Raw genomic sequence first — 25,474 nt, 5'->3', positions numbered from 1 at the left:
AAACGCTCGATTCCGCGCGAAAACGCGGGATCTCTGCTGGCCTCCCCACCGCGACACGCGAGCCCTGACGATCGTGCTAGCGGGTCGAATCGACACCGCCGATGCGCCGCTTGCGAGCTTATATACGCCGGCCCTAATGCCTCCCCGGACGCATTTGCTATCAGCCGATCGAACTTGTGATATTCTGAACCCTGTTCTACTATGAACATCGTGGACCAAGGTTCGCCTGTCCGACGCGACGTGTCTTTACCAAATCGGAACTCAAGTATGGCTTCAATGACGTCTCCCCAACCCCGCTTCGTCCGGCCACTGCTGTTGTCGGCCTTCTGCGCGATCATCTTCGCCGCCCCGCAAATTAGTCCTTGCGCAGCTGAAGATCTGGTCGCGCCGACCAAAACCGACCAAAACGTGGCGAAGATCGTCGCAGCTCTACTGGAACGCCGACACGTGTCGCGCACCGGACTCAACGACGAACTCAGCGCCCGCGCGATGGAATTGTTCCTCAAATCGCTCGACCCGATGAAGCTCTACTTCTACCAGTCGGACGTCGATGAGTTTGCCCGCTACAACCTGACGATCGACGACATGGTCAAAGGCGGCAACCTGGACGTCGCTTACGTCGTCTTTAAACGCTTCCTGCAACGAATCGATGAACGCGTCGCCGTCGCCGAGGCGTTGCTCAACGAAGACTTCGACTTCACCACCGATGAATCGATCGTGGTCGAACCCGATGCAGCCCGCTATCCAACCTCGCCCGAAGAAGCGAAAGACCGCTGGCGTCGCCAGATCAAATTCAATCTGCTGGTCGCCAAAGACGAAGCCCTGGAACGCAAACGCAAGGCGGAAGAATCGGGCGAAGAATACAAACCAACTCAAGAAGATCTCGAAGACCCCAAAGCCAAACTGCTGCGTCGCTACAAGCGAAACCAAAAGCGTTGGCACGAGACCGATTCGGATCAATTGCTGGAACTGTTCCTGACTTCGGTCACCACCAGCTACGATCCGCACACAACCTTTATGTCGCCTAAATCGCTCGACAACTTCCGCATCATGATGCGTCTGAACCTGGAAGGGATCGGCGCCGCACTGCGTGAGAAAGATGGACACACCGTCGTGTCGCGAGTCATCCCCGGCGGAGCCGCCCACAAGCAGGGCGAACTGAAAGCCGATGACTACATCGTCAGCGTAGGGCAGGGGACCGATGGCGAAATGGTCGACATCGTCGAAATGCCACTGGACGACGTGGTCGAACAGATCCGCGGCCACGCTGGCACGATTGTCCGACTGGGCATCAAGTCGGGCGGCACCGGCGAGACGAAGATCCTCACGATCACGCGTGCCAAAGTCGAACTCGAAGACAGCGCTGCCCGCAGCCAAGTCGTTGAGACCGATGGCGAGACCGGACCCAAGATGAAGATCGGCTACATCAGCCTGCCTAGCTTCTACCTGGACATGGAAGCCGCTCGTCGCAACGCTCGCGATTATCGCAGCAGCACCAAGGACGTTCGCGATCGTTTGAACGAATTCAAAGACGACGGCATCGCAGCGGTTATCTTGGACCTGCGGATGAACGGCGGTGGCAGCCTCACCGAAGCGATCAATCTGACCGGCCTGTTCATCGATCAAGGCCCCGTGGTCCAAGTCAAAGACAGCGACGGACAAGTCACTCCCTATGCCGATGAAGACAGTGGCGTCGCGTGGGACGGACCGCTTGTTGTTCTGACCAGTAAGTTCAGCGCGAGTGCCAGCGAAATTCTCGCCGGTGCGATCCAGGACTACGGACGGGGCATCGTCGTTGGCGACGTAGCAACTCACGGTAAGGGAACCGTGCAAACTCTGATGGACCTCGGCCAAGAGATCCTGCGAAGCAATCGCGCCCCGAACTTCGGAGCCTTGAAAGTTACGTTGCAACAATTCTACCTGCCCGACGGCGAAAGCACTCAGAAGGAAGGTGTCAAAGCCGACATCATCCTGCCTTCGTTGACAACGCATATGGATGTTGGCGAAGCCGATCTGGAATACGCGTTGGAACACGATCGTGTCGAAAAGACAAAGCATCGTAAATACAACATGATGGGAGCCGATGTGTTGAACACGGTCCGAACCAATTCCGCAAACCGGATCGAAAAGTCCGACGAGTTTGTCGACCTGTTGCGCCGCATCGAATCGTACCAACGACAGAAGTCGGAGAAGTTCGTCTCGCTGCAAGAGGACAAGTTCTTCGCGCGTCGCAAGGAACTCGATTCGCAGAAGGAAGAGGAGAAGCAATTGTTGGAAGCAGAGATGCCCGACGATGAAGTCTTCCGTCACAACTTCTACAACGACGAAGTCTTGAACATCACTCGCGATTACGTCGAAGCCCTCAAGCGTCAGAACTTGGCACGCGCCAACTGAACGCAAGCTAATTGATCGATTCAGCAACAGGTGGCGTCCGCTTTCCCAGCGGACATCACCTGTTTTTTTATGCGCCACGGTAGCGTCAACTCCGTCGTACGGAGAGCGACTAACTTCACCGCCCCCCGGGAAACCAAACCCACCTTTTGCGGAACAACAAACTAACACGTTGACCAGTTATACTGAGCCACTGCTCACTGCAACCGGCCCAGCATCGTCGAGTCCGCATCATGGCTACCGAATCCTACGTTCGCTTTCCCTGCCCACAGTGCTCGAAGCAATTGCGGGCACCATCTGCGGCCGCTGGACGTTCAGCAAAATGCAACAAGTGCGGCACCGCACTTAAAATCCCGCCCCCAAGCAATCCGCAGCGGACACAGCCGAAGCCCTCCGACGCGGCAAGGCGCCAGCCGCTTACGGCGGATCTCGGTGACTCATCAAATCCTCCCAGCCAGCCCTCTACGGCGGACCAAGAGGAGTTCCCCATCGCTTCGAGCGACCAACCGTTTGCCGATCTCTCCGAAGCGATCGACCAGGCGCAGCAGCTGGTCAATGCGCAAACGCAAGCCAACGATGCCAAACGGCTGACATCTCAAGAACTACTAGCCGGCTTCACCGCTAAACTGCCGCGTAAACCGGTTGCGATGGGCTACCGCCTGCAACTGCTGCTGGTCGGTATAGCGATGGCGATCCTCCCACTGGCCTACCTGGCGTTGGTCGCAGCTTCCGGATTTGGAGTCTTCTACTACATCGCGGTAACCATTCCGGGACTGATGTCACACATCCCTCATGGCCGCGCGGCGATCTTCTATATCGTGGCCGTTCTCGCACCGGCGATTGCAGGAGTCGTGACGGTCCTGTTTCTCATCAAGCCACTCTTCTTTCGAATCGCATCCGACTCGCGGCGACGCACGCTGACGCGGCGTGGAGAACCTTTGCTGTTCGAATTCGTCGACCAGATATGTGAAGCCGTTGGGGCGCCGAAGCCGACGCGAATCGATGTCGATTACGATGTCAACGCTTCGGCACAACCGGCGGGCGGGCTGTTCAGCGTCGCCACCGGAAACATGGTCCTGACGATTGGGGTTCCACTGCTGGCCGGTCTCTCGATGCAACAACTCGCGGGCGTCTTGGCGCACGAATTTGGACACTTCTCCCAACGGATCGGGATGGGGGCGACGATGCTGATTCGAAAGATCAATTGGTGGTTCACCCGAGTTGTCTACCAACGCGATGCTCTGGATGAGATGTTAGAGGATGCGATTCAAGAATCGGACTACCGGATCGGCCTCGTCCTCCAACTAGCTCAGGTTTGTGTCGTCGGTACCCGCGGTGTTCTATGGTGCTTTATGGTCGCCAGCAATGCGATCAGCTGCGGCTTGCTGCGACAGATGGAATACGACGCCGATCGCTACGAATATGGACTCGTCGGCAGCGAGACATTTGCTCAAACGTCGCGAGACCTACGCGTGCTGGGACATTCCCAAGCAATCATGATCGGCCAACTGTTTGAACTCTTCCAACAAGGCAAACTCGCCGACGACATGATCCTTGTCGGCGACTGGGCTCGCCAGTCGCTCCCGACTACCGACTTGATGCAGATCGACAAAGAGATGCAAGCGGAGCAGCCGAGCCTACTGACAACTCACCCCACCGACATTGCTCGAGTGTCAAAGTCGAACCAAGCGAACAGCCAAGGCATCGTCGCGTTCCAGCGTCCAGCCCGCGATGTAATCAAGCATTACAAACCGCTGTGCAAAAATGTCACTTGGGATTTCTACAGTGACAAGTTCGGCCGACGGATCTCACCATCGGCCCTTCAGCCGACAGAAGAACTGTTTGGCTAGTCGATCGATCGCCCGCTCGGACCGTTAACAACAACTCCTCATCTCATCGACCGACTGCCTCACACGACAACTCCAGCTAACAAACCACCGGCTTAGCCTACTTGCCGATTTATGTGCAGCGATAACTATCGACGCGGTGCCACCAAGATCGCATCCACAATGACGTAGTTCTTCGCTTTCTCTACAGCCACTTCGACCGACGCTTTGGCCGGGGAAAACGAATACGTCCCCAAGCTGTTCCAGACGCCGCCATCGCGTCGCTGATCAACGCGGACTGTCTTTGTTCCATCGTCGTGAGTGATCGCAAACGGAACTTCTTTCGCCCGTTGCCCTCGGGCACTCCACATCGCAAAGATCTCATAGTTCCCTTTCTCCGGCACGTTCAAGTCGAACCGAACCGCGCCACCAGCTGTTGGATCGAGAACGAGATAGCCGTCGCCATGCCGCTCGGAATCGCGGTCGCTCGATCTCCATGGCCCGGTGACGGTCACTTGATCACTGTTGCCGGCATCCACGATCGTATCGCCAGCTTGCGGCTGATACGGCGGCGGGACGGCCAGCGGTTTATCGGGCATCGTTAACGCGTCGATATCCTCCAGATTGATCTTCAGCACTTCCACCGTCTGCTTTTGCGTGGCGAAGGCGACCAGCACATGGCCGTCCTGTTGGATCACATGTGGATAATCGACGTGCCGCCCTCCAGCGAGATAGCCCATCTTCGTGAAGACAACACCGTCGTCGCTAACCGAAAGGGCCAGCGGATCGCGTCGCTTTGGATGCGGATTGGAGACCAACACAAAGCGACCATCCGCCAACTGAACTCCGCTGAACTTCGACCGCGCATCCGGAAAATCGGTGCGGTGCGGCCGACTCCACGTCCGGCCGCCGTCTTCGGAAAACGATCGATACAGGTATCCGCTGCGACGATTGTCGCGGAACAGCGCCGTCAAACGCCCACCGGGCAGCACCCACCAATACGGCTCCTCGGCCGCCAATTCCTGACTCGTGCCAAGCACGGGAAACGAATCCCATTCGTCGATCGCATCGACGCCACCGACTAAAAAATCGACGCCACGCTTGGAGTAGTCCCACGTTCGGCGGGACATCATCCAATCGCCACCGGGAAGCTTTTTTGGCGGGAAGTTGTTGATGGCGTTCTCGTGTACCAAAGCATGGTCGCTCCAGTCACCTTCATCTTCGTCCCAGCGGAACGCCCGCAGTTGGAGACTTTTACCGAAGAAGCCGGCAGCTTCGTCGAGCGAACAGAGAGCCAGCAGTTCGCCATCGCGCTGCCAGAAGCCACGCGAGATCCAACGAAAGCCTTTGCTCCTGCGCGTGTTGTAATATTTGGAACCCTTGCCCGATCCCGGCGGTTCGGGCGTTAGGTACCGCGGCTTGCTCCAGTCGATCCCGTCCTTGCTGGTCGCGTACGAAACGCGTTGACCAACACGATCCTCGACCGCCGGCCCATCGCTCCACATCGCCCAGTATTTCCCAGCGTGGAAGGTCAAATAATTGTGCTGGTGCACACCCTTTGACTTCCGCACATCGCTGATCACGACATACTGAGAGGGTATCCTAGGCAGGTTGTCGAAATCGATCTGGTGAGGATCCTCCGGAACCCAGTCGCCCGAGAGCATCACGGTGGAATACTCCTTGGCGACAGGTTCGTCCGCCCGAACAATCGAAGCCATCAGCCCCAAGACGAACAACAAAGGAAAGGCTGCAGAGCGAAACATCATGACAAACTCCAGGCGAGCAAAGGGAGAAGGGCAGGGGAGCCATGATGATAAACGCTATCGCCCCGGCAGGTGAAATCAGCCGGGGATCCTTCTTCGCTCAACATTGACTCAACACCACACCACAATCCTCCAGACCACCTGGAGCTGACGACAAGAGATCGGGGCAGGGCAGGGCGGGGCGGTACCTTCACGCGACCCGATCGCAGGCGATCGGCAGGCGGAACCCCGATCGCGAGCGTGATGACTGGTAGGAAACAGACGCGTCTAAGCAGTCGCCAACAGGGTCGAGGTTAGATGCAGTACTCGATCGTCTCGGGACTGGCCACGCGAATCGGTTTTTGCTTGAGAATCGTTTGGACGACCGCCATCGCTTGCTGGCGAAGCTCGGGTACGGCGATCGTTTCCCACAGAGTCCCCTTCAAGATCGGACCGATCGCATACAGAAAGGGCGACGGGCGATCATCATCCCCAACGACCGCAAAGTCATCGGTGACGGCGATTCCCATGTCCATCGCATCCGGCTTGGCGATGCCGCGATCGAACAGGGCGCGGTACAGCGGAATCTGCGAATCGGAAAACCGCGACTTCGGCCCGGTGCAATTGATCACCATGTCGCCATGAATCCGATCGGGACCATCGCCGCCGGCAGCCAATTGAACTTCGATCGACGTCTCCCCCGCATCCAACGATTCGATCGTGGCGGGAAGGATCGTCAACTGCCCACAGTCCAACGAATCGGTGACCGCGTCGTGGATCGGCCCGGCAATGCGATGCCGGATCACATTCCAATCGGCCGCATAGTCCTTCAAGAATTGGCGTTTTTCATCGATCGAAAGATTCCGCCACAACATCTGCGTTCGGCTGCGCAACTTGTCGACAGCGATCGCTGGGTTTTGGCTGGCACCACGCAACCGCTGACAGTCCTGTCGGATCAGGCTAACCAACTCCTTCAACGATCGCGTCTGGCCGTCGTCGGGGATCGAGGTCGGCCAGGCGATGCCACGGAAGTGACGCTGAGGCAGCATCCCATTCCGCGAGATCGCGGTGATCTTGCCGTTCCATCCTTTGTGCCGTAGCGTCACGATCACGTCGACAGCGGTCAGCCCAGTCCCCAAGATCACGATGTGCTTGTCGTCGTCGGGCAGGTTTTCATGCCACGCTGTCCAGGGATTGCCGCAGTAGCGACGATCGTTGGCCAGTTTGCCCGATCCCGGCAGCCCAGCCGGCGGCTGATTGCCCGTTGCCAGCAGCACCGACTCCGCTTCGATCGGATCGCCATGCTCCAACATCACCACACCGCCGTTCTCGCCGCGCGGCTGGATGTCGACGGCTGAATCCTCGACGACCTGACACTCGACTTGGCTGCGAGGATCGGCTCCGCCCAAATAATGCGATGCCAACCCACGAACATAGTCGCCGAAGATCCGCCGCGGGATAAACGTCTCTCGCAGCACATCGTCGCTGAGTCCGTCGTAATCGCAGCGCGATCGCAACCAATCGAAGAAGTGGCTGGGGTGGTCGGGAAACGCCGACATGTTCCGCGCCGCAACGTTTAACAAATGTTCGCCGCGAGTGGTTCCATAGGCGGTGCCGCGACCAAACGGACGCCCCGAGTTGATGATCACGACGCGTTGAGGCGTGGTGGCAAAGCGAGCGAGATTGACGGCCGCCAGCGTTCCGCTGAAGCCGCCACCGATGATGGCTGTGGTTTGCATGGTAGGCATAACGTGAGGCAGGGCAGGGGGGGTAGAAAATCCCAACGGGCGACCGAAAACCGGAGCCTCGAAGGGCGCTAACGACCGATCCGCCAAAAATCGGCAAACAACGCTTGATCGCCGATTATTTTATCCATAAGATTTTACTGAGTCAACGTCTTTCAGCGTCTCCCCCACCCGCGATCGCCCCCCTCCTGCCTACGAGCATCCAACCGATGGACGACCTGCGTCACGAATTAAAACGCTGCCAACCCTTTGCGAGCGTTGCCCAAGAGGCGATTGTCAGCCTGGCACGAACTGGCGACCAACTAGACAATCAACTGTCACAATTTTTCCGTCCTCGCGAGTTGACGTTTTCGCAATACAACCTGTTGCGAATCCTGGACATGGAAGATCGCCCGCTAACCTGTGGCGAAATCGGTGACCGGTTGGTGCAAATCGTCCCCGCCGTCACCGCGCTGGTCGACCGTTTGCTGCGCCGCGATCTCGTCACGCGCGAGCGATCCGAAGAGGACCGGCGGACCGTGTATGTCGCGATCACCGACGCGGGCAGAAAGCTTGTTCGTCCCGCCAGCGAAGAGCTTCGCGAATTTGAAGACAACTTGATCAACGGCCTCAAACAGAAGGAGCAGAAAGAACTGATCCGCTTGCTGCAATTGGTTCGCGCCAGCATGAGCTGCGCCGCCAAGCAAAGAGCGGCCAGCGGCAACCGCCAATCGAATTAAGCGATTTAGTTTAAGCTGCAGTCCCCAAAGCTGTCGGCTTCCCCCACCATTCTCCCACCAACGACGAAAGTATTCACGATGAGCAACGAACCAGGTTCTCAACCATCCGACAACGATGCCGCCCCCGACGGTGATGACACGGTCACGTTGCCTCCGGAGCGCCACAGTTTATGGACCGACATGCGGACCGCCGAAGACTGGTGGGCGATTTGGTGTGCCGCACTTTTGTTGGTCTTTGCATTTGGTGCGGTCTGGCTGGGGCGGCCCGATGGGCTGGCCGAAAGCATCGGGATGGGAGAACCTTTGGAAGTCGTGAGCCCTCTGAAGGCGTACCTCTCCAAGCCGGGCTCCTGGGAAGCGGATCCGCTGGCGTCACTCGATGGCAAACTGGTCGGCATCGGCGGCGTCTTCCTCGTGCTGGCGGTCCTGTGCGGTTTCGCGATGTGGTGTCGCGGCAAATCGGCAGCCGCCTTTCTGGCAGGGTTCCCGATCGTCTTCCTGCTCGCCACGCTGGCCTACGTGCTGGCCGGGCAAAGCGTGCTCAAGGCGTACAACCTGGAATACGCGTTGTGGGCACTGCTGGTCGGATTGATCATCAGTAACACAATCGGCACTCCGGCATTTTTGCGGCCCGCGATCATGACGGAGTTCTTCATCAAGACCGGTTTGGTGCTACTGGGAGCAGAGGTATTGATGAGCCGCTTGTTGGCTCTTGGCCTGCCTGGCGTCTTTGTCGCCTGGGTCGTAACGCCAATCGTCTTGGTATCCACTTACATATTCGGCCAGAAGGTTTTGAAGATCCCATCGCGATCGTTGAACATGGTGATCTCGGCCGACATGTCGGTCTGCGGCGTCTCCGCGGCGATCGCGACCGCGGCCTCGTGCAAAGCCAAAAAGGAAGAGCTATCGCTTGCTATCGGCATGTCGCTCAGCTTCACCGTTATCATGATGGTCGTGCTGCCCGCGATCATCAAAGCGACGGGAATGAGCCCGACTCTGGGCGGTGCCTGGCTGGGCGGTACGATCGATTCGACAGGCGCGGTCGCCGCCGCCGGTGCGGTGTTGGGCGACGAAGCGTTAGAAGTTGCCGCGACGGTGAAGATGATCCAGAACATCCTGATCGGCGTGACAGCCTTTTGTGTCGCGATCTATTGGGTGACGTATGTCGAACGCGACCCGTCGGCGCCCCGCGTGGGAGCCTCGGAGATCTGGTACCGCTTCCCCAAATTTGTCCTCGGTTTCGTGGCGATGTCGATCCTCTTTTCGGTACTCTATTCGACGATGACCGCCGGCCCCGAATTGATCAACGCGATGATCAAAGGCTCGACCAAAACGCTGCGTGGCTGGCTCTTCTGCCTCGCTTTTGTCAGCATCGGGCTGGAGACCAACTTCAAGCAACTCCTTCCGCAACTCAAGGGTGGCAAGCCGTTGATCCTTTACGTCTGCGGCCAGACACTGAACCTGTGCCTGACCCTGCTGATGGCCTACCTGATGTTCGAAGTCGTCTTTGCCCCTGTGGTTGAACAATGATCGGTCTAACCGACACCAAAAAGCTGCTCTCATTGGTGCTTGCCATCGCTGGCGTCGCGGTCGTTTGGCTGGTGATCCTGCCAGCCTACGCCCGCCAACCGGCGATGACGAAGCACCTGCAGTGGCTCGACCATCAAGGAATCGACCCCAGTGCGATGTATTACACCGAACTGGAAGTCATGGAACAGATTTTACAACGGCAGCGAGCCGAACAACTTCTCGACAAGGCGTCCGATGAGCAACGATAGCGTGAATCCAGAGAGCCAGAACGCCAACGCCCAGCCCGACACCGGTTTGGATCGAACGCTGATGGCCGAAGAGCGAACCTGTTCGGCATGGGTCCGGACCGGGCTGGCATCGATGGCGACGGGGCTGGCGATTGCCAAGGTGATGCCCAACGCCGAACCGCGGTGGGCCGTTACCACCCTGGGAATGATCCTGGTCTTTGTCGCCGTCCTCTCGTTTGCGATCGGATTTGTCGGATACGCTCGCGGCATCAAATATTGCCAACCAGCGGCCCGCAACGCGATGCCGTTCTGGGTGCTGGCCGTCTTCTGCAACCTGTTGGCAGCCGCCGCGATCCTGACCGCCAGCTTCATCCTGCAAGACGAACCGACATCGGGCTCCACACCTGGAAACATTCACCTGCAACAACCATCGACACCGTTGTAACGGCGGCCCTCAGCCACACCATTCCGTTGCACCTGCGCAACTCAGCCGCCACGCGTTAGCGTCCGGTTGCCAGGGGGGGGAGGGAACCGGACGCTAACGCGTGGCGGCTGATACCTCAATTTGAAACACTACCAGTCCTGCCGGGTCTCGCTCCAATGCTAAAGACATTTGATCAAGCCTACCAATTTGTGCTAACTCACAAAGTCTGCACGGTCTTTGGCAGCCAATGTTCGAATTACCCGTCGCTGTGGGACAACACCGATCTACCGGAGGCGAAGCCCAAGGAAGGCGGATGGAGCCCTAAGGTCAAAGCGGTTTGGGACTGGAAGACTCGGATTCCGCAGACCTATCCCGAATCGGTCTTCTACGGAAAAGTGCCCGGTGGCGATGCCGCGTTGATCGAGATGCAGTACTTCCGCGAGGTCCATTATCCCGCAGCGTTCCAACCGGCCTGCGAATTGGATTCGCTGGCACAAGAGATCTACCAATTCATCCGCCTCGAACCCGACTACACCGGTCCGCTGCGAAAGCGAGCGATCGAAAGGCTCGCGTGCACGAAGAGCCAATTCGACACGGCGCTGAAGAAGCTGCAAGTCAGCCTGAACATCGTCCGCTCCAACGATCCCAAACTCAAAAACGACTTCTGGTTGCCGATGCACGAAGTCCACCTGGACATCGTCCAACAGCACCAACCGCCAAGCTAAACCTTATGAACGGGCAACCGTGTTGAAGCCGTCGGCTTGCAAAAATTCACCCTCCCCAAGCGCAGCTTGAAGGGGAGGGTCGAACGAGCGAAGCAAAGTTCGGGGAGGCGAGTCACAAGGTAAATCGCCAGCGATCGAACCAGCGGTCAAACCCTCCCCGGAAAACTTGCTAAACGCTCGTTTCCCGACCCTCCCAGCTCCGCTCGGGCGGGTGAAGGGATACAACACTTCATCGGCGTTAACCAATATCGACCAACTCGCGCAGCAGCGTCGTGGCGTAGGTTCCTTTGGGAAGATCGAACCGCAGCACGAGTGTCGAATCGGACTCCCAGGTCAGTTCCGCCGACAGTGGGCGCAGCCGCATCACACGCCGCTCTTGCCGCAGATTGAACTGAGCCAAACCGGCCAACAGCTCGGGATAGGCAGCGACGACTTGCTCTTCCATCGCTTTGACTGCGGCTTGGCTCTGCAGCTCCCCTTCGCCCCATAGCGGAGCGGTTAACTCCAGAGCTCCCTGCCGTACTCGATCGGCTTCATCGCCATGCAGATTGTGCGGCAGGACGAGGCTGCGATTGTCGGCGAACCCAAACACGTCGCCCGACAGCGGCGTATCCCATGTCCCGTCGAGCACGCGGTGACCGACGCAGGCGTTGAACAGATAGCTGCGGGCGGCGGACAACAGGATCCCACGCAGCATCCGATCGCGGACTTGGATCTCGTCCTTGAACCATCGCAGCGCCTGTGGCACGTTCCCACCGTCGCGGCCAAACCGCTGGGTGCCAAAGTAGTTCGGAACGCCACGGTCGATCATCTGCTGCCATCGCGCGGCGGCGGCTTCCTTGGAGAACTCACAGCCTCGCAATCGGATCCAAAAGCGATTGCCATCGTGCGCGCCGCGGTGCAGCTTGCGCAAGTGGCGCACGATCCGCAACACGCGAACCCCTTCGACCGTCAAATCCTCGGCCGACGGCGACGGCTTTCCGGGTAGATGCAGACTAAACCACTGCCGCGTCACCGCCTCTTTGTCCTTCAAGCCGCAGTGGCTGATCAACCGCTTTCGCAGCCCCAGCTTGGTCGCCAGTTCTGACGCGACATCGTTGGTATTGCGATGCCGCTTCTCCAACCAAACCAGACAATGTTCCCCTTCGCCCGATGGTTCGAAGCGAAGCAGTTCTTCGACCTCAAAGTCCTCCGGCTGCGACTTGAAGATCACCGATCCCAACGAGGGACCCAGCAGACGGGGAGGATCGATCGGATTCATGGCGGTCCATCTCAAAACACTATCGGTTGTCATGCCCGCTGTCGCTTGCGATCTCTTGCCGCGGCTGGCCGTGGACCAGAAAACTCCGCTCGCCTCGTGTCACGTAGACCGCGTCTTCGCTCAACCGCCCACACAGTTCGATCAAAAAAATGATCAACCGCTCGAACTCCGCTTCACTGCCAAACGAGACCTCGAACCGCTCCATCACGTCGTGCACCAACTGGCCATTGAAATCGACCCAATAGCCTTTGACTGGCGTGGGAGAATGCGTGTACGCCCGGTAGCGATCCATCATGAAATCGTGAGTCGCCGTCCGCGCGGTCTGCGTTCCCTGGTAATACCGCGGATCGTCCAACTTGTGCGACGGAAGATAAAAGACGGTCACCTTCCCCAGTTCGTAGAGATGCGACAGCGGCGAGTTGGCAGAGTCGTCAGCAGGCTCGGGCATAGAAATAGACTCTTCCACAACAAGCGATCGGAGCAGGGCAGGGGAGTGAGCCCACGAACATGAGATTATAGTGAAAACTCACGATTGAGATACATCGCCACTCCATAACTTCACCCGCCCGGCGAAGCTGGGAGGGTCGAAAAACAAGCGTTTAGCAAGTTTTCCGGGGAGGGCATACCAGCAACCATTAACCGGCCCAGATTTGAATCGAGAACTCCCCTCCCCGAACTTTGCTACGCTCGTTCGACCCTCCCCTACAAACTGCGTTTGGGGGAGGGTGAAAAAGCTGCTGTCTACGAGATCTTGAACGTCGTTTCGACGTTGCCGCGTAGAACTTGCGTGCCGAACTCGACAGCTCGCTCTTCGCTCCACGATCGATCGATCACGTAATATTCTTCCAACACCTTGGCCAAGATCTTGCGATACATGTCGAACTTCGGTGCGACAAACTCCAGCTTGTACGCGTCGCTGTAATATCCGATCTGCTTGGTTCGCGGAACCGCTTCCAAGCGATGCGCTGCGTCGCGTTCGATGATGCTTGGCGTGTTGCTGTACCACCAGTGTCCATTGGTGACAACGTTAGGGAAGATCCAAGCGTAGCTGGCTAGTTCCTGATTGGTGACGCTCGCCAGAACGCTGATCGGGAAAGTGACCCGCGGGAAGGCGTTCAACAGTTGTTGATACTGAATCAACGAGACGCGGCTGTCGTAGAGGTCTTGCCCTTGGAAGACGCCCGTCGGGTAGACGCCACGATTGACGCCGATCATCAGATCGAAAGGCAATTCGTATTGGTCACACATCTCGGCCAAGGTCCAGAAGATGCGGTGGCTGAGCGCCCGCAGATGACTTTCGTCAGCATTGACGCCATCCTTTAGCACAGCATCCAACGCCGTCTCAACGCGGCCGTCGGAGACCGGTTCGGGAGCAAACGATGGCGGAATCGAGATCGCACACGCGCGGGCGTTGTTCGTCGTAAAGTGTTCGAACAGCACGCCGATCGCTTCCCGCAATTCGGTCCAACTGCCAACCGAAACTTTTGTCGCGGCTTCCAATCGCTGCCGCACCTCGGGTTTGCCAAGATGGAAAACCAGATCGTCGGTCCGCAGGCAAGGAACATATTTGGCGGTGTCGAAGCCGGCCAAGGGGTCGTCGAAATCGTTGGTCAAAAAGACCGACTTGACGTTGCTACGTCGCAGCACCTCGTCGCTCCATCCCGCGTCGGCCATCTGCGCCTCCGACGAATCAAACAACGCTTCCCAGTTCGACGCGTCCAAACGGTCGCCTTCGAAACCGAAGAACCGCTGGCAGATATCGATCAACCAACTGTATTGGATCGTGTTATCGATCGGGCCAATGCCTTCGATCAGCCGGCCCACTTTCTCCTTCGCCGAAATTGCGGGATCTTCGATCTGCTCGCGTGGCATGCCGGCCGAGTGGGCCAGTTCGGTGTAATAGTGGTAGCCCAAGATATCGACCAGCGTATGCGAACCGGCATCCAATGGGTTGATGTGGGTATGCGGGTCGATCAGTTCGACGCTGGCAAGTTGTTGATAGATTCGCTGTCGTAGTTCGCTGGTCATAAGTCTTGTTCGGCTCGCAAGTTGGGTTCAAATACAAAACGGGGCAGGGCAGGGGGGCGATCGGATTTCACCGCCGCTCAATCCTCCGCGCCAATCCGGTCGATGGGGATCGGATGTTCGGTCGTCGCGGGCCACGACGGCTGTTTGCCCAGCGCCCGCTGGAGAGCTACAAGATAATCGCAGCGATCGATTTCGACAGCGCCAAAGGCGAGCAAATGAGGCGAGGTTTGCTGAATGTCCATCAATTCAAAGCCGGCGTGGCGCAAGACCGCGACCAGTCCACAGACCGCCGCCTTCGACGCATCACTCTGCAGATGGAACATCGATTCGGCCGAAAACGCAGCTCCAACGGCGATCCCATACAGTCCCCCGCAGAGGGTTCCGTCGCGGTCGTAGACCTCGATGCAGTGGGCATCGCCAGATCGATGCAGCGACGAGATCGCGTCGAGCAAATCGGGGCACAGCCAAGCATTTTCCTTGCGATCCCCCACGCTGGCACAATGTTCCAACACGCTGTCGAAGCAGCTGTTCCAACGGAAACGGAAGTGTCCAGCTCGCAATTTTCGTTGCAATCGCTTGGGAATCCGCACGTTATCCAGCGGCAGGATCGCTCGCGGATCGGGGCTGTGCCAACCGACAAACCACTGGTCGGCCCAACGGCACGGCCAGGGGAAAATTCCGTGCCGATAGGCGTCCAACATCCGCGGTCGATCGAACCGGGGGTCAATGGCAACCAAACCGTTACGATCGGCGCTGGAGGGGGGAGGGAAAAAGTGAGGCTTCGGCGGATTGGCCACTTTTTATGTCGCGGGCTAAAGATTTCGTTACAATGAGACGCAAGGCGATTCGCTCGCGGATCGGCAATCTTCTCCTATTCAGCAGCCCCAAACCGTTTGGTTGAGGTGTGAAGCGATGAATCACCTGGATTTCGACGTCGAACCGGCCGAATATTCGCGTCCCGCGGACGCCTGGCCCCAGTCTACACCTTCGCCGAAACCACCGAAAGAAATCCCTCCACTGCGGAACCAATCCTCCAGCCCCGGTGCGGCCCAAGCATTGGTCAGCCTGGTGATGCTGGGCGTTCTGCTGCTGGCCACTCGTTTCCTCGTCCCGACGCTGGTCGAAGAGATCCGTTACGCATGGCATCGAGGGGAATTGCGAGCCGAATATGAATCGAGCGGCGAGGGGCTGCGAAACGTCTCGATGAATTCGCTGGCCCAAGCCTACCAAATGGTCACCCAACGCGTTGGCCCTAGCGTCGTCCACATCGATGTCGAACGCGACCTGACCGAACAGGAACGCGAACTTGCCGTCGCCATCCGCCGTGGTTCGGGGATGGAATTGCCAGGCGATCAAGGGAGCGGCGTGATCGTCGACGACCAAGGCTTTGTCCTGACCAACTATCACGTGATCGAAGGGGGTTCGGATATCCATGTCGGCCTCAGCGACGGACGCCGCGTTTCGGCAGAGGTTGTGGGGATGGACGCGTTGACCGACATCGCGATCTTAAAAATCGAAGCCAATGGCCTACTGCCCGTTCGCTGGGGCGATAGCGATAAATCGGAAGTCGGCACGCCGGTCTGGGCCGTCGGCAGCCCCTTTGGACTCGACCGCACCGTCACCTTTGGCATCTTGAGCGGCAAGCATCGAGCGACCAAAGCGGGAACGCGGTACCAAGATTTCATGCAGAGCGACGTTGCGGTCAATCCCGGCAACAGCGGCGGCCCGTTGATCAACTCCGCTGGCGAGTTGATCGGTATCAACACAGCCATCGTCGGAGAGACCTATCGCGGAGTTAGTTTCTCGATTCCCAGCAACGTCGCCAAACAGGTCTATGAGCGGCTGAGAAGTTCGGGCTACGTCAACCGCGGCTGGCTGGGCGTGGCATTGGACGAAGTTCCCGAATCGCGACGCCACGGCGACGATCCATTGATCCGAGGCGCACTGGTGCGAGGGCTGGCTAACGGCAGCTCGCCCGCTCGCAACGCCGGCATCCTGCCCGACGACATCATCATCGCCTTCAACAGCCAACCCGTCCGCGACATGGGCGCATTGATGCGGATGGTTGGCGACACAACCGGTGGTTCCACCGTCTCGATGGAAATCTATCGCGGCGACAGCACGCGGCTGGTCGATGTCGAGATCGGAATGCGTCCGGACGATCTGAAGCGATAACCAAATCGATTCTCAAGCGATCCGCAGCTCGATGCGATCGCTTTCTTGCGGCCGCACACCGCCGATCATTCCCAGTCGTCGAGAAGATCATCGGGCAGCGGTTCGCCGCCGCGAGGTGTGATCAAGCCGCGAATCTCACCCGCCGACAGCGACTCGCTCAAGAAGTGATCCCGTCCGTCGCTAGTCGCCGCCGTCGCGCCTCCTTCGTGATTGCCACCGATCTCCACGCCATCCTTCCCGTTGATCGCGGGAACCATCTTAGCGACGTCCAGATCGGCTGGCTGAGTCCACAGCAGTTCGTTGCCCGCCATCGGGTTCGCGGGCCGCGCGACCTCGACGACCAACAACGTCTGATCGGGTCGGTCGATCACATCGCGTGGGCTCAGCGGTCCCGACGCGGGGAAGAGCGTCCCTGGGCCGGTGATCAACATGTAATTGGGCTCGCTCCAGACATTGCTTCCCACCGCGGGAGATCCATACTCCGCCGGCCGACTGTAAGCGAGCGCCATGTTTGTCTCGGAACTCCACGGCTCCGCCAGATTGAACTGATCGTACAGCGACTGGTGGCCAAGATAGGGAAGGATCAAAACTCGCCAACTGTACATCGGCTTCCCCGCCGCATCGGTCACCATCGGAGTCGGATAGGTTCCATAATCATCGGCGTACGCGTTCAGCGCCGCCGCGATCAAACGAACGTTGTTGCGGCAGGCCCCGCGCAGCGAATTCGCACGAATCTGAGCGATCCCGGAAACGCCGTAACGAAACATCAACATCCCGCCCGCCAACACAACGACCGCCGCGACACAGATCGTGGCGATCAACCGAATCGGCCGGCCGATCGATTTCCGCGGTTCCATGGCGATGCTGCCGGTCTCCTCCTGAAAATCGGGAACCGTGATCGGTTGACCGCACGCCGCGCAAGCTCCCGCTTGACCGGCGTACTGCGTTTCCACCAGCGTTTGCGTTTGGCAATGGGGACAGGTAAAGAGCAGCGGCATGGGAACGGCAACACAAAAAGGATGAAGCGACAACGGAGCAGGGCAGGGCGGATGTCGCGTTTTGCCCTACAATCAGCCCCCGTTATTGTATCGACTGAGGCCGATCGGTTCATCGCCACCGCAATCGTGAAGAAAAGGAAAGAGACATCGTGCGAGCTGTCATCCAAAGAGTTTCGGAAGCATCGGTTACTGTCGACGACCAAGTGGTCGGAGCGATCGAGCTTGGGTTCCTGGTCTTGCTGGGAGTCGAAAATGGAGACACCGAGACCGACGCGAACTATCTGGCCGATAAGACGATTGGGCTGCGAGTGTTCGCCGACCCCGACGACAAGATGAATCTGGACATCGCGCAGGTCGGCGGCAAGCTGCTGGCAGTCAGCCAGTTCACGTTGTTAGGCGACTGTCGTAAAGGTCGCCGCCCAGCGTTCACCGACGCCGCCGATCCCGAGATCGCTCGGCAACTGTACGAACACTACTGCCAACGCATCCGCACCGCGGGAATCGAAGTCCAGACAGGCATCTTCGCCGCCGACATGCAGGTCCATTTGGTGAACCAAGGTCCCGTGACGCTGCTGTTGGACAGCCGCAAGCGTTGGTAGACGGGAAGCAATCCGCAACACCACCGCGTTAAGTTCGGCAGACGCCCGGCCTCACAAAACGCGGGGCAGGGCAGGGGGGGGCACGCGAAACGACGGGAAGACCGACTACTTCGTCAGCCAACCCTTGCGGTACAGATAGGCCAGCAGGCCGCCCGCCATCAACGTCATCAGCCCCAACGCAAACGGATACCCATAGGTCCATTGCAGTTCGGGCATATTCCATTCCGATACGTTGCTATCGAAGTTCATCCCATAGATCCCGGCGACAAAGCTCATCGGAATAAAGATCGTCGCGATGATCGTTAGCACTTTCATCACATCGTTGTTCCGTTCGCTGAGCATGGCGAAGTAGAGCTCTCGGAGCTCGGCACAGGTTTCGCGATCGGTGTCGGCCGCTTCGATCAAATGCTGCAGATGATCTTGGCAATCGCGGAAGTACAACGCGGTATCCTCCTCCATCCGATAGCCCACATCGCGCAGCACAACATTGATCGCCGAGCGATGCTGGTTGACGACTTTGCGAATCAACAACAGATCGGCGCGGATCGCATGCAACTGCAGCGGCAACGATCGGTCGCCTCCCTGCTGCAACACCTCGGCGGCGTCATCCAACACTTCGGCATACCGGTCCAACAACGGAAAGTAGCCATCGATAACGGCGTCGATAATCGAATAGGCCAAGTAGTCGGAATGCCGCTCGCGAATCCGCCCCGCCGCGTTGGCGATTCGATGGCGAACCGGTTCCAAGCAATCCCCAGGTCGCTCTTGAATCGTGATCACGACATCACCGATCAGAAAGATACCTACCTGTTCGGTATTAAATCCGCCTCCGTCGATCGGCATCCGAGCGACAAAAAACATCGTGTCGCCGTAGTATTCAAACTTGGCATGCTGATGAACATTCACAACATCTTCCATCGCCAACGGATGGATATCGAACAGCTTACCAAGCTCTTCCAGCATCGCGACATCGCCGACACCATCGATGTCGATCCAGGTCGTGCGGCGAGCGTGTGCTGGCGTGGCACCATTGCCAGGAACCGTCGGCGCCAACCCAGCGTACGATTCGGGCGGCTTGCGATGCGACACCCAATCGACCAACTCAGCCACCGATTCGACAACCTTGTCGGTCGACGAATGTTCGTTGTACTGGATCAGACGAATCTGCCCTTTGACGCTCCCCGGATGCGATTCCAGCGCTCCCGGAATACCTCCGACGACAACCCGCGGACGCGACATCCGCTTCGATAGCTTGTCGATCGATTCGAGCATGATGTTTCGCGCGGCCTGCAGTGACACAATCGGATCCTAGAATGGGCAATGTAAACCCTAATCTAGGCGACCGAATTGCGAAACACAATTTCCATCTCGGGGCAGGGCAGGGCCGTTAACTGGTTGAGCTTAGCCAGATTAGCCGCCACGCGTTAGCGTCCGGCTCCCTTGGACAACCGGACGCTAACGCGTGGCGGCTGATACCTCAAATTGAAACCGTGATTCTCACTGCGGGGCAGGGCAGGGGGGGGACGATATAAATTCCTCCCCCGCCGAATCAGGCGGCGCTCCGCTGCTGCTGGACATCGGGCAGGATCGCCTGGAGCGTTTCGACCGATTTGATGTGGAGATCGCGTTGTGGGAAAGCGATCTCGATATTCGCTTTCTGGAATTCACGCGTGATCGCCAGATTCAATTCGTTGACGACATCCAAGTAGACATCCCGCTTGGCGATGAAGACTCGCAGCTCCAAGTTGAGCGTACTATCGCCAAACGATTTGAACAGCGTCGACGGGGCCGGTTCACGCATCACATACGGACACTCTTTCGCCAACCGCAACAGAATCCCCTGTGCCTTTTTGACGTCGGTGCCATAGGCGACTCCGACCGGCAACACGACGCGGCTGACCGGATCGGTGAGCGTCCAGTTGATGACGTTGTCGGTGATGAACTTTTTGTTGGGCACGATCAACTCGCGGCGATCGAAATCAGTGATCGTCGTCGCCCGCATCTGCATCCGCGTGACGTTCCCCGTCACATCGCCGACGGTCACCAGATCGGTCAATCGGATCGGACGTTCGAACAGGATGATCAATCCACTCACGAGGTTTGCAAAGATCTCCTGCAACCCAAAACCAAGCCCCACGGTCATCGCAGCGGCTAGCCACTGAACGCTGCCCCAGGAGAGTCGGATGATGTGACAAGCGAACAACAGCCCGACAAGCGTCGCCGCGTAGCGAACCAAGATCGCCACTGCCTGGCGGCCTCCTTGTTCCATCGGCAACCGCTCCAACACCACAAACTCAACGACGCCCGGCAAACGCCGACCGACCATCATCGTGGCAACGACGACCAACACAGCCATCAAGACATCGGTCAGTGTCGTCGGAACCGTCCGGTCGCTCAGCTTAATCGACTCGCCGCCCCCCGAATCGACAACCGTTTCGGCGACCGATTCGATGTTCTGCCACAGCACCACGCGGTCCAACACTCGCAGGGCCGGAAAGACTTCCGACCAAATAAACCATCCGGCGCAGACCAACAGCATGATCCCGGCGTACCGCAACAAGTCGCGGAATTCGCTGTCGGCCGATGCGTGCATCGAAACCGTCGCGACCGGTTCGGGCTCAACAACCACGCTCTCCTCCGACAGGCTCGAATCGATCACCAACCGCTCCTCGTCGTGCCGTACCGCCGCCGGGGCATCTCGCAGTGCGCGGTTGTATCCAATCACTTCCAACCATCGTAGAGCGAGCGAATAGAGGACGATCGCCGCCACCACCGCAGCTCCCGTTTCGGCCAAACGGCCCGACAACTGATAGGCAGAGAAGTGATATCCGACCAGCGACAGGATCGCAAACGCCAGCGGTGCGCCAGCGACGGCGCACCAGATCGGCTTCTTGAATCGCACCACAAGCGATTGCGGCGAATCCGCCGACAGACATTTCATCAACGGCCCGCGAGGTCGCACCAACCAACCGATCTGTAAAACAAACAAAGCCAGAATCGAGATGAACAGCAACCGCTGCGAGCTTTGCTGATCCGCCAATTCGCCGAACTGCGACAGCAGCAAGAACCCAAAGATCGGTGTTCCGACCAGCGCCGTGATCTCCAACGTATTGCGAACCGACGCGGTCGCCCGCTCGGGCCAACCAAACACCTTCTCGCCGACACCCTCGCTGCGACACAGTTCGCGCAACAACTCGCAGCCCAACAGAAACAGGATCATCGTCAGACAAGCGTCGCCGACCGCTTGCGTCCATTCGGTCGACGCCGCCGCGGTCCGCAAGCGATATCCGACGACCAACAGCAGGGCAGGCCAGCGAGCCGACAAGACCACAGCGATCATAAACGCAGCCGCATAGCGCGAGAACTTCGCTTCCTGACCGGCAGCTGGCGGATCGGAAAGATTGCTTTGCGTCTGACGCAAGCGAGCGCGGAAGATGATCAACAGAATCACAAACGCCAACAGCGAAAGAGCGGCCGCGGGACGTCGCAACAGATCGACTCCCGCAACACGCAACACCTGTCCCCAGCGAACGGGATTGACCAACGTGCCGAGCCCTTGAATTCCGGCCCGCACATCGTCTAATTCGATCGCATCGCTGCTGCGAATCCACAACACACGTTGGTTCAGAAACTCGCGAAACTCCTCAACCAATGCTTCCAATCGGTGATCGACAAGTTCCAGTTCGTTCAAATCCTGCAGCAGCGTATCCTGATCGGGAATCGCTTTGGCCAGCAGATCGCGGCGGTCGCGGAGCACGCGTACCAGGACGTCGATGACTTGCTGACGATCGTAATCTCCCAACGACGCGTCGAGCGAATCGAACATCTCCGCCGCCGCTTCCTCAGGATCGGCGACGGCGCGCCGCATCTGTTTCCATTCGGTCAACTGCAGATGCGCCGCCGGCATCTCCGCTTGAATGTATTTCGTTCGCTCCTCGAATTCCGACATCCGCGGCAATTCGCTGCGTTGCTTGCGCAACAACAACCCCGTCGTCGATGTCGTTCCCGCGTGCTCGACCTTGTCGCGCAGCGTCTCGAAATCCGCCTCGTACTGCTGGATCTTCTCCTTCAGTTCTTTGATCGTTTTCGTGACGCGTTCGATCCCGGCGGCCGTGGCGATCCGGCGCTCTGCGATCTCCGCATTCTGTTCAGCCAACGACTTCAAAGCCGGATGCGATGTCTCAGCGATCCGCCGCGCTTCGGTCGCTTGACGCAGCGACTCCTCTTTCCGCCACTGGTCGATCGCCGTCTGCCAACGCGCCAACATCCGCTTGCGACCATTGAGGTTGCGCTGCGCCAAGTCGTGTTCCAACGGCAACAGCGTCCCCGTCTCGTCCAACCGCCGCCGCTCCAACTTGGTCGTCACCAACTGCTGTTGCCGACACTGCGATTTGGCCCTCAGTTCCAAGGCTTGCACGTGAGCGTTTAAATCGGTACCAGTTGCTGCCGCAGCCTGCTTGGCGTTTTCTGCGATCTTCTGTTCCAGTTCGACAACTTCTTTTGCCAGATCCGCCAGTCTCGCGGTCCGCCCTTCAAGCTCTTTCCCTTTGGCTGCAAACTGCGCTTCATCCGCTTCCACCTGCTGGCGCAACGCCGCCAACTGGCTCTCCAGTTCTGCGATCGTATTGCCGCTTGGGTTCGCCCCAAACTCGGCATCGGCAGGCTTCTCGAGCGCCGCTTTGGTCTCCGCGACAAGATCGCCGATCGTCGGCAGATAGGCCTCGATCTCCTGCTGACGCTTCCGCGACGCCTCCTCGCTGTCGATCCATTCCTTCGCTTTGTTTATTCGCTCGGTGCAAGCTTTACGAATCTCCTCCGCCAGATCGGTCGTCGCTTCGATCGCCGCTAACTCCGACGCCAGCAACTCGCGCGTCACCACCGCCGTCTCAAGCGACGGCGACTCATTAAAGCTTGCTGGCACCACGCGCTGCGGCTCCACCGGTGCCGCGGCAGTTACAGCGTTCGGGGCCACGACAGGCATCGCGCCCGCTGGTGGCACCGGCATCGCTGCGGGTACGGCAACGGGATTGCTTGCAACGGGCGGCATCCGCCAACCGTTCTCAGCAGGCTGCGCTACGGCCAGTCCAAGTGGACCTAATAGACAGCAGCAAACAAATCGAAGCGGAGTATTGAAACGCATTGACTTTGATAGCGGGAGAAGTGTGGGAAGAGATGAGAGACCTCTGCTCAGGCGCACACTATCAACCCTGGAGAGGCGAGGAAAGTCGAATTCGAGTCGCCCAACTCGGCCCCGCCAAAGACGTATCACGCGCCCAGGCTTCGACTTGCTATATTGAGTCGTTGCCATGCGATTTTTTCCACAATCCAGCCCAAGAAACCGAAAATGAGCGCCGCGGAAACCCAGAATTGGTTCGGCCACGATATCGCCCCGGGAGAGTCGCTGAGCACCGAATTGGTGGTCAGCGAAAGCTACAGCAGCCGAAACGTTTCGATTCCAGTCAACATCCGCCGCGGACTGCAACCAGGCCCGACCGTCTTTGTCACCGCCGCACTGCACGGCGACGAACTCAACGGCACCGGGGCGATTCGGACAATGCTATCGGACAAGGAATGGTCGCTGCAGTCCGGCACCGTGCTGATGATTCCGGTGCTGAATATGCTCGGTTTTGAACGGCACTCCCGCTACCTGCCCGATCGCCGCGACCTGAACCGCTGCTTTCCCGGATCGGCTTCGGGGAGCATGGCTTCGCGACTCGCCAAAGTGATTTTTGAATCGCTGATCGCCCGCTGCGACTTCGGCATCGACCTGCACACCGCGGCGGTCCGGCGGACAAATTTCCCCAACGTCCGAGCCGACCTCTCCCATCCCGACTGCCGCCGCATGGCCGAAGCCTTCGGATCGGGAATCATCCTGCAAACCAAAGGCCCCAAAGGCTCGCTCCGCCGCGAAGCGACTCGAGCTGGCTGCCCAACGATCATCGTCGAAGGGGGCGAGGTCTGGAAAGTTGAATCGTCGGTCGTCGAATGCATGACCCGCGGGATCTTCAACGTGCTGATGGAGCTAAAGATGATGTCGGGCGAACCGGACATTCCCGACACCCAGGCGACGATTCGCGAAACCAAATGGATCCGCGCCGAGCGAGGCGGATTTCTCGCGATGCACGTCTCCCCGGGCGACAGCATCGTCAAAGGACAAGCGATCGCCACGAACAGCAATCTGTTAGCCGAAGACCAAAACCGGCTGGAGGCTCCCTTCTCGGGAATCATCATCGGGATGACCACGCTGCCCGCCGTCCAACCAGGCGAACCGGTGGTCCACATCGGCCGCTTATCGAATCCCAAATCGGTCCGCCGACACGAAAAACAAGTCGCCGGCGACGAGGTCCAACGAACCGCCCACGAACATCTAGCAACCAACATCCAAGTCGTCGACGCTCCCGCCGAAGACAACAACGAAAACGTCGATTAACCCAAACCGCAACACAGCACCCAGCCGAGTCGGAGCAGGGCAGGGCGGCCAAAAAATTTTCGCCGCCCCCACCAGCCCAACCGCAACAGTCGCGAACGCGACGACACGCGACAGCCTGGGACGCGAGTCCCAGGAACACCGACGACAGCTCAATCCCACGAGTCGCGAACGCGACGACATTCGATCGCGCGACAACCGACGGCATCATACCGAAACTCATGCCGTCGCCTTCGCGACTTCAAAATAACAACGTCCACCGAACCTGAGAATTGCGTCCCGGGCTATCAAATACCGCCGCCTTCGCGACTGTTGCCAAACTGCGTGACCGAGACGCGTGACCGGATCGGCAAACCGGCGGCGATGGCGAAATCTTCCTGAGCTCCAAAAAAATGGAGCAGGGCAGGGGACTGAATTTTTCTGAGCCCACCATGCTATCAGTCGCAAACGCGACGACATGCAACAGCCTGGGACGCAAGTCCCAGGAACACCGCCGCCACCTCCCCCCACCCCAGCAAGTCGCGAACGCGACGGCATGCGATCGCGCGACGCCCGACGGACCAGACCAAAACTCATGCCGTCGCATTCGCGACTTCCAAACAACATCGTCCACCGGACCTGGGACTTACGTCCCAGTCTATCAAATACCGTCGCCTT

The 25,474-nt window shown here is 58.7% G+C and carries 18 protein-coding genes and 1 pseudogene; 10 read left to right on the top strand and 9 right to left on the bottom strand.

The annotated features are described in order from the left end of the window. Positions 1-276 precede the first annotated feature (276 nt). Both CA51_RS02240 and CA51_RS02235 read left to right on the top strand, forming a co-directional pair. Positions 277-2,394, top strand: a complete 2,118-nt coding sequence (locus CA51_RS02240; protein WP_231745950.1) for a carboxy terminal-processing peptidase — start codon at positions 277-279, stop codon at positions 2,392-2,394. 230 nt (positions 2,395-2,624) lie between these two features. Then, the gene (locus CA51_RS02235) at positions 2,625-4,241 is read left to right on the top strand and encodes a M48 family metalloprotease (protein WP_145117498.1); all 1,617 of its coding nucleotides are present in this window, start codon (positions 2,625-2,627) and stop codon (positions 4,239-4,241) included. Between the two features lie 125 nt (positions 4,242-4,366). Here the strand turns inward: CA51_RS02235 and CA51_RS02230 are convergent, their stop codons facing one another. Then, on the bottom strand, positions 4,367-5,983 hold the full coding sequence (locus tag CA51_RS02230; protein ID WP_145117497.1) for an exo-alpha-sialidase: 1,617 nt from the start codon (positions 5,981-5,983) through the stop codon (positions 4,367-4,369). 290 nt (positions 5,984-6,273) lie between these two features. Then, entirely contained in the window at positions 6,274-7,698 is a 1,425-nt protein-coding gene (locus tag CA51_RS02225; RefSeq protein WP_145117496.1) for an FAD/NAD(P)-binding protein, read from the bottom strand. A gap of 215 nt (positions 7,699-7,913) precedes the next feature. Here CA51_RS02225 and CA51_RS02220 point away from each other — a divergent pair, with 215 nt between their 5' ends. The 5 genes from CA51_RS02220 (at position 7,914) to CA51_RS02200 (ending at position 11,329) form a co-directional block, all read left to right on the top strand. Continuing rightward, positions 7,914-8,423 (top strand): MarR family winged helix-turn-helix transcriptional regulator, encoded by a 510-nt coding sequence (locus tag CA51_RS02220; RefSeq protein ID WP_145089811.1) that lies wholly within the window; start codon positions 7,914-7,916, stop codon positions 8,421-8,423. Between the two features lie 78 nt (positions 8,424-8,501). Next, entirely contained in the window at positions 8,502-9,953 is a 1,452-nt protein-coding gene (locus CA51_RS02215; protein ID WP_231745949.1) for a YeiH family protein, read from the top strand. Continuing rightward, positions 9,950-10,201, top strand: coding sequence for a hypothetical protein (locus tag CA51_RS02210; protein WP_145117495.1), 252 nt, complete (start codon positions 9,950-9,952; stop codon positions 10,199-10,201). Before CA51_RS02215 ends, CA51_RS02210 begins: the two co-directional genes overlap by 4 nt. After that, entirely contained in the window at positions 10,188-10,625 is a 438-nt protein-coding gene (locus CA51_RS02205; protein WP_145117494.1) for a DUF202 domain-containing protein, read from the top strand. The genes CA51_RS02210 and CA51_RS02205 overlap by 14 nt, the downstream gene beginning before the upstream one ends. 155 nt (positions 10,626-10,780) lie before the next feature. Further along, a complete protein-coding gene (locus CA51_RS02200) occupies positions 10,781-11,329 on the top strand; it encodes an AlkZ-related protein (protein ID WP_145117493.1) in 549 nt (182 codons plus the stop codon). A gap of 238 nt (positions 11,330-11,567) precedes the next feature. On the opposite strand, the gene truD is transcribed toward CA51_RS02200, so the two are convergent. From truD to aat, 4 genes and pseudogenes are all read right to left on the bottom strand, one after another. Beyond that, positions 11,568-12,590, bottom strand: coding sequence for a tRNA pseudouridine(13) synthase TruD (gene truD, locus CA51_RS02195; protein ID WP_197451523.1), 1,023 nt, complete (start codon positions 12,588-12,590; stop codon positions 11,568-11,570). Between the two features lie 19 nt (positions 12,591-12,609). Continuing rightward, positions 12,610-13,038, bottom strand: a complete 429-nt coding sequence (locus CA51_RS02190; RefSeq protein WP_145089795.1) for a hypothetical protein — start codon at positions 13,036-13,038, stop codon at positions 12,610-12,612. Positions 13,039-13,331: 293 nt separating this feature from the next. Further along, a pseudogene (locus CA51_RS02185) lies at positions 13,332-14,621 on the bottom strand (glucuronate isomerase); the annotation flags it as partial. Positions 14,622-14,695: 74 nt separating this feature from the next. Next, positions 14,696-15,319 carry a leucyl/phenylalanyl-tRNA--protein transferase gene (aat, locus tag CA51_RS02180; RefSeq protein WP_231745948.1) on the bottom strand — a complete coding sequence of 208 codons (624 nt, stop codon included), beginning with the start codon at positions 15,317-15,319 and terminating at the stop codon, positions 14,696-14,698. 211 nt (positions 15,320-15,530) lie between these two features. Here aat and CA51_RS02175 point away from each other — a divergent pair, with 211 nt between their 5' ends. Beyond that, positions 15,531-16,793, top strand: coding sequence for a S1C family serine protease (locus CA51_RS02175; RefSeq protein ID WP_145117489.1), 1,263 nt, complete (start codon positions 15,531-15,533; stop codon positions 16,791-16,793). A gap of 65 nt (positions 16,794-16,858) precedes the next feature. On the opposite strand, the gene CA51_RS02170 is transcribed toward CA51_RS02175, so the two are convergent. Further along, positions 16,859-17,791 (bottom strand): DUF1559 family PulG-like putative transporter, encoded by a 933-nt coding sequence (locus CA51_RS02170; RefSeq protein WP_197451521.1) that lies wholly within the window; start codon positions 17,789-17,791, stop codon positions 16,859-16,861. A 149-nt stretch (positions 17,792-17,940) separates the two neighbouring features. Between CA51_RS02170 and dtd the strand changes: the two genes are divergently transcribed. Further along, the gene (gene dtd / locus CA51_RS02165; RefSeq protein WP_145117488.1) at positions 17,941-18,390 is read left to right on the top strand and encodes a D-aminoacyl-tRNA deacylase; all 450 of its coding nucleotides are present in this window, start codon (positions 17,941-17,943) and stop codon (positions 18,388-18,390) included. Between the two features lie 105 nt (positions 18,391-18,495). On the opposite strand, the gene corA is transcribed toward dtd, so the two are convergent. Beyond that, on the bottom strand, positions 18,496-19,689 hold the full coding sequence (gene corA, locus CA51_RS02160) for a magnesium/cobalt transporter CorA (RefSeq protein WP_231745947.1): 1,194 nt from the start codon (positions 19,687-19,689) through the stop codon (positions 18,496-18,498). Between the two features lie 250 nt (positions 19,690-19,939). Next, positions 19,940-23,437, bottom strand: a complete 3,498-nt coding sequence (locus CA51_RS02155; RefSeq protein ID WP_197451520.1) for a mechanosensitive ion channel domain-containing protein — start codon at positions 23,435-23,437, stop codon at positions 19,940-19,942. 297 nt (positions 23,438-23,734) lie between these two features. Between CA51_RS02155 and CA51_RS02150 the strand changes: the two genes are divergently transcribed. After that, a complete protein-coding gene (locus CA51_RS02150; RefSeq protein ID WP_145117486.1) occupies positions 23,735-24,820 on the top strand; it encodes a succinylglutamate desuccinylase/aspartoacylase family protein in 1,086 nt (361 codons plus the stop codon). The last annotated feature ends 654 nt before the right edge of the window (positions 24,821-25,474 follow it).

Source organism: Rosistilla oblonga, from assembly GCF_007751715.1.
Classification (GTDB): domain Bacteria; phylum Planctomycetota; class Planctomycetia; order Pirellulales; family Pirellulaceae; genus Rosistilla; species Rosistilla oblonga.
The sequence above is the reverse complement of the archived record's forward strand: the minus strand, read 5'-3'. Positions and strand labels throughout refer to the sequence as shown.

Excerpts from the sequence above, each read along its gene's own strand:
- CA51_RS02235 (WP_145117498.1), top strand. The coding sequence starts at position 2,625 with ATGGCTACCGAATCCTACGTTCGCTTTCCCTGCCCACAGTGCTCGAAG.
- CA51_RS02170 (WP_197451521.1), bottom strand. The coding sequence starts at position 17,791 with ATGCCGCTGCTCTTTACCTGTCCCCATTGCCAAACGCAAACGCTGGTG.
- CA51_RS02240 (WP_231745950.1), top strand. The coding sequence starts at position 277 with ATGACGTCTCCCCAACCCCGCTTCGTCCGGCCACTGCTGTTGTCGGCC.
- CA51_RS02210 (WP_145117495.1), top strand. The coding sequence starts at position 9,950 with ATGATCGGTCTAACCGACACCAAAAAGCTGCTCTCATTGGTGCTTGCC.
- CA51_RS02175 (WP_145117489.1), top strand. The coding sequence starts at position 15,531 with ATGAATCACCTGGATTTCGACGTCGAACCGGCCGAATATTCGCGTCCC.
- CA51_RS02190 (WP_145089795.1), bottom strand. The coding sequence starts at position 13,038 with ATGCCCGAGCCTGCTGACGACTCTGCCAACTCGCCGCTGTCGCATCTC.
- aat (WP_231745948.1), bottom strand. The coding sequence starts at position 15,319 with ATGTTGGACGCCTATCGGCACGGAATTTTCCCCTGGCCGTGCCGTTGG.
- CA51_RS02150 (WP_145117486.1), top strand. The coding sequence starts at position 23,735 with ATGAGCGCCGCGGAAACCCAGAATTGGTTCGGCCACGATATCGCCCCG.
- CA51_RS02220 (WP_145089811.1), top strand. The coding sequence starts at position 7,914 with ATGGACGACCTGCGTCACGAATTAAAACGCTGCCAACCCTTTGCGAGC.
- CA51_RS02230 (WP_145117497.1), bottom strand. The coding sequence starts at position 5,983 with ATGATGTTTCGCTCTGCAGCCTTTCCTTTGTTGTTCGTCTTGGGGCTG.
- CA51_RS02155 (WP_197451520.1), bottom strand. The coding sequence starts at position 23,437 with ATGCCGCCCGTTGCAAGCAATCCCGTTGCCGTACCCGCAGCGATGCCG.
- truD (WP_197451523.1), bottom strand. The coding sequence starts at position 12,590 with ATGAATCCGATCGATCCTCCCCGTCTGCTGGGTCCCTCGTTGGGATCG.
- CA51_RS02225 (WP_145117496.1), bottom strand. The coding sequence starts at position 7,698 with ATGCAAACCACAGCCATCATCGGTGGCGGCTTCAGCGGAACGCTGGCG.
- CA51_RS02215 (WP_231745949.1), top strand. The coding sequence starts at position 8,502 with ATGAGCAACGAACCAGGTTCTCAACCATCCGACAACGATGCCGCCCCC.
- CA51_RS02205 (WP_145117494.1), top strand. The coding sequence starts at position 10,188 with ATGAGCAACGATAGCGTGAATCCAGAGAGCCAGAACGCCAACGCCCAG.
- CA51_RS02200 (WP_145117493.1), top strand. The coding sequence starts at position 10,781 with ATGCTAAAGACATTTGATCAAGCCTACCAATTTGTGCTAACTCACAAA.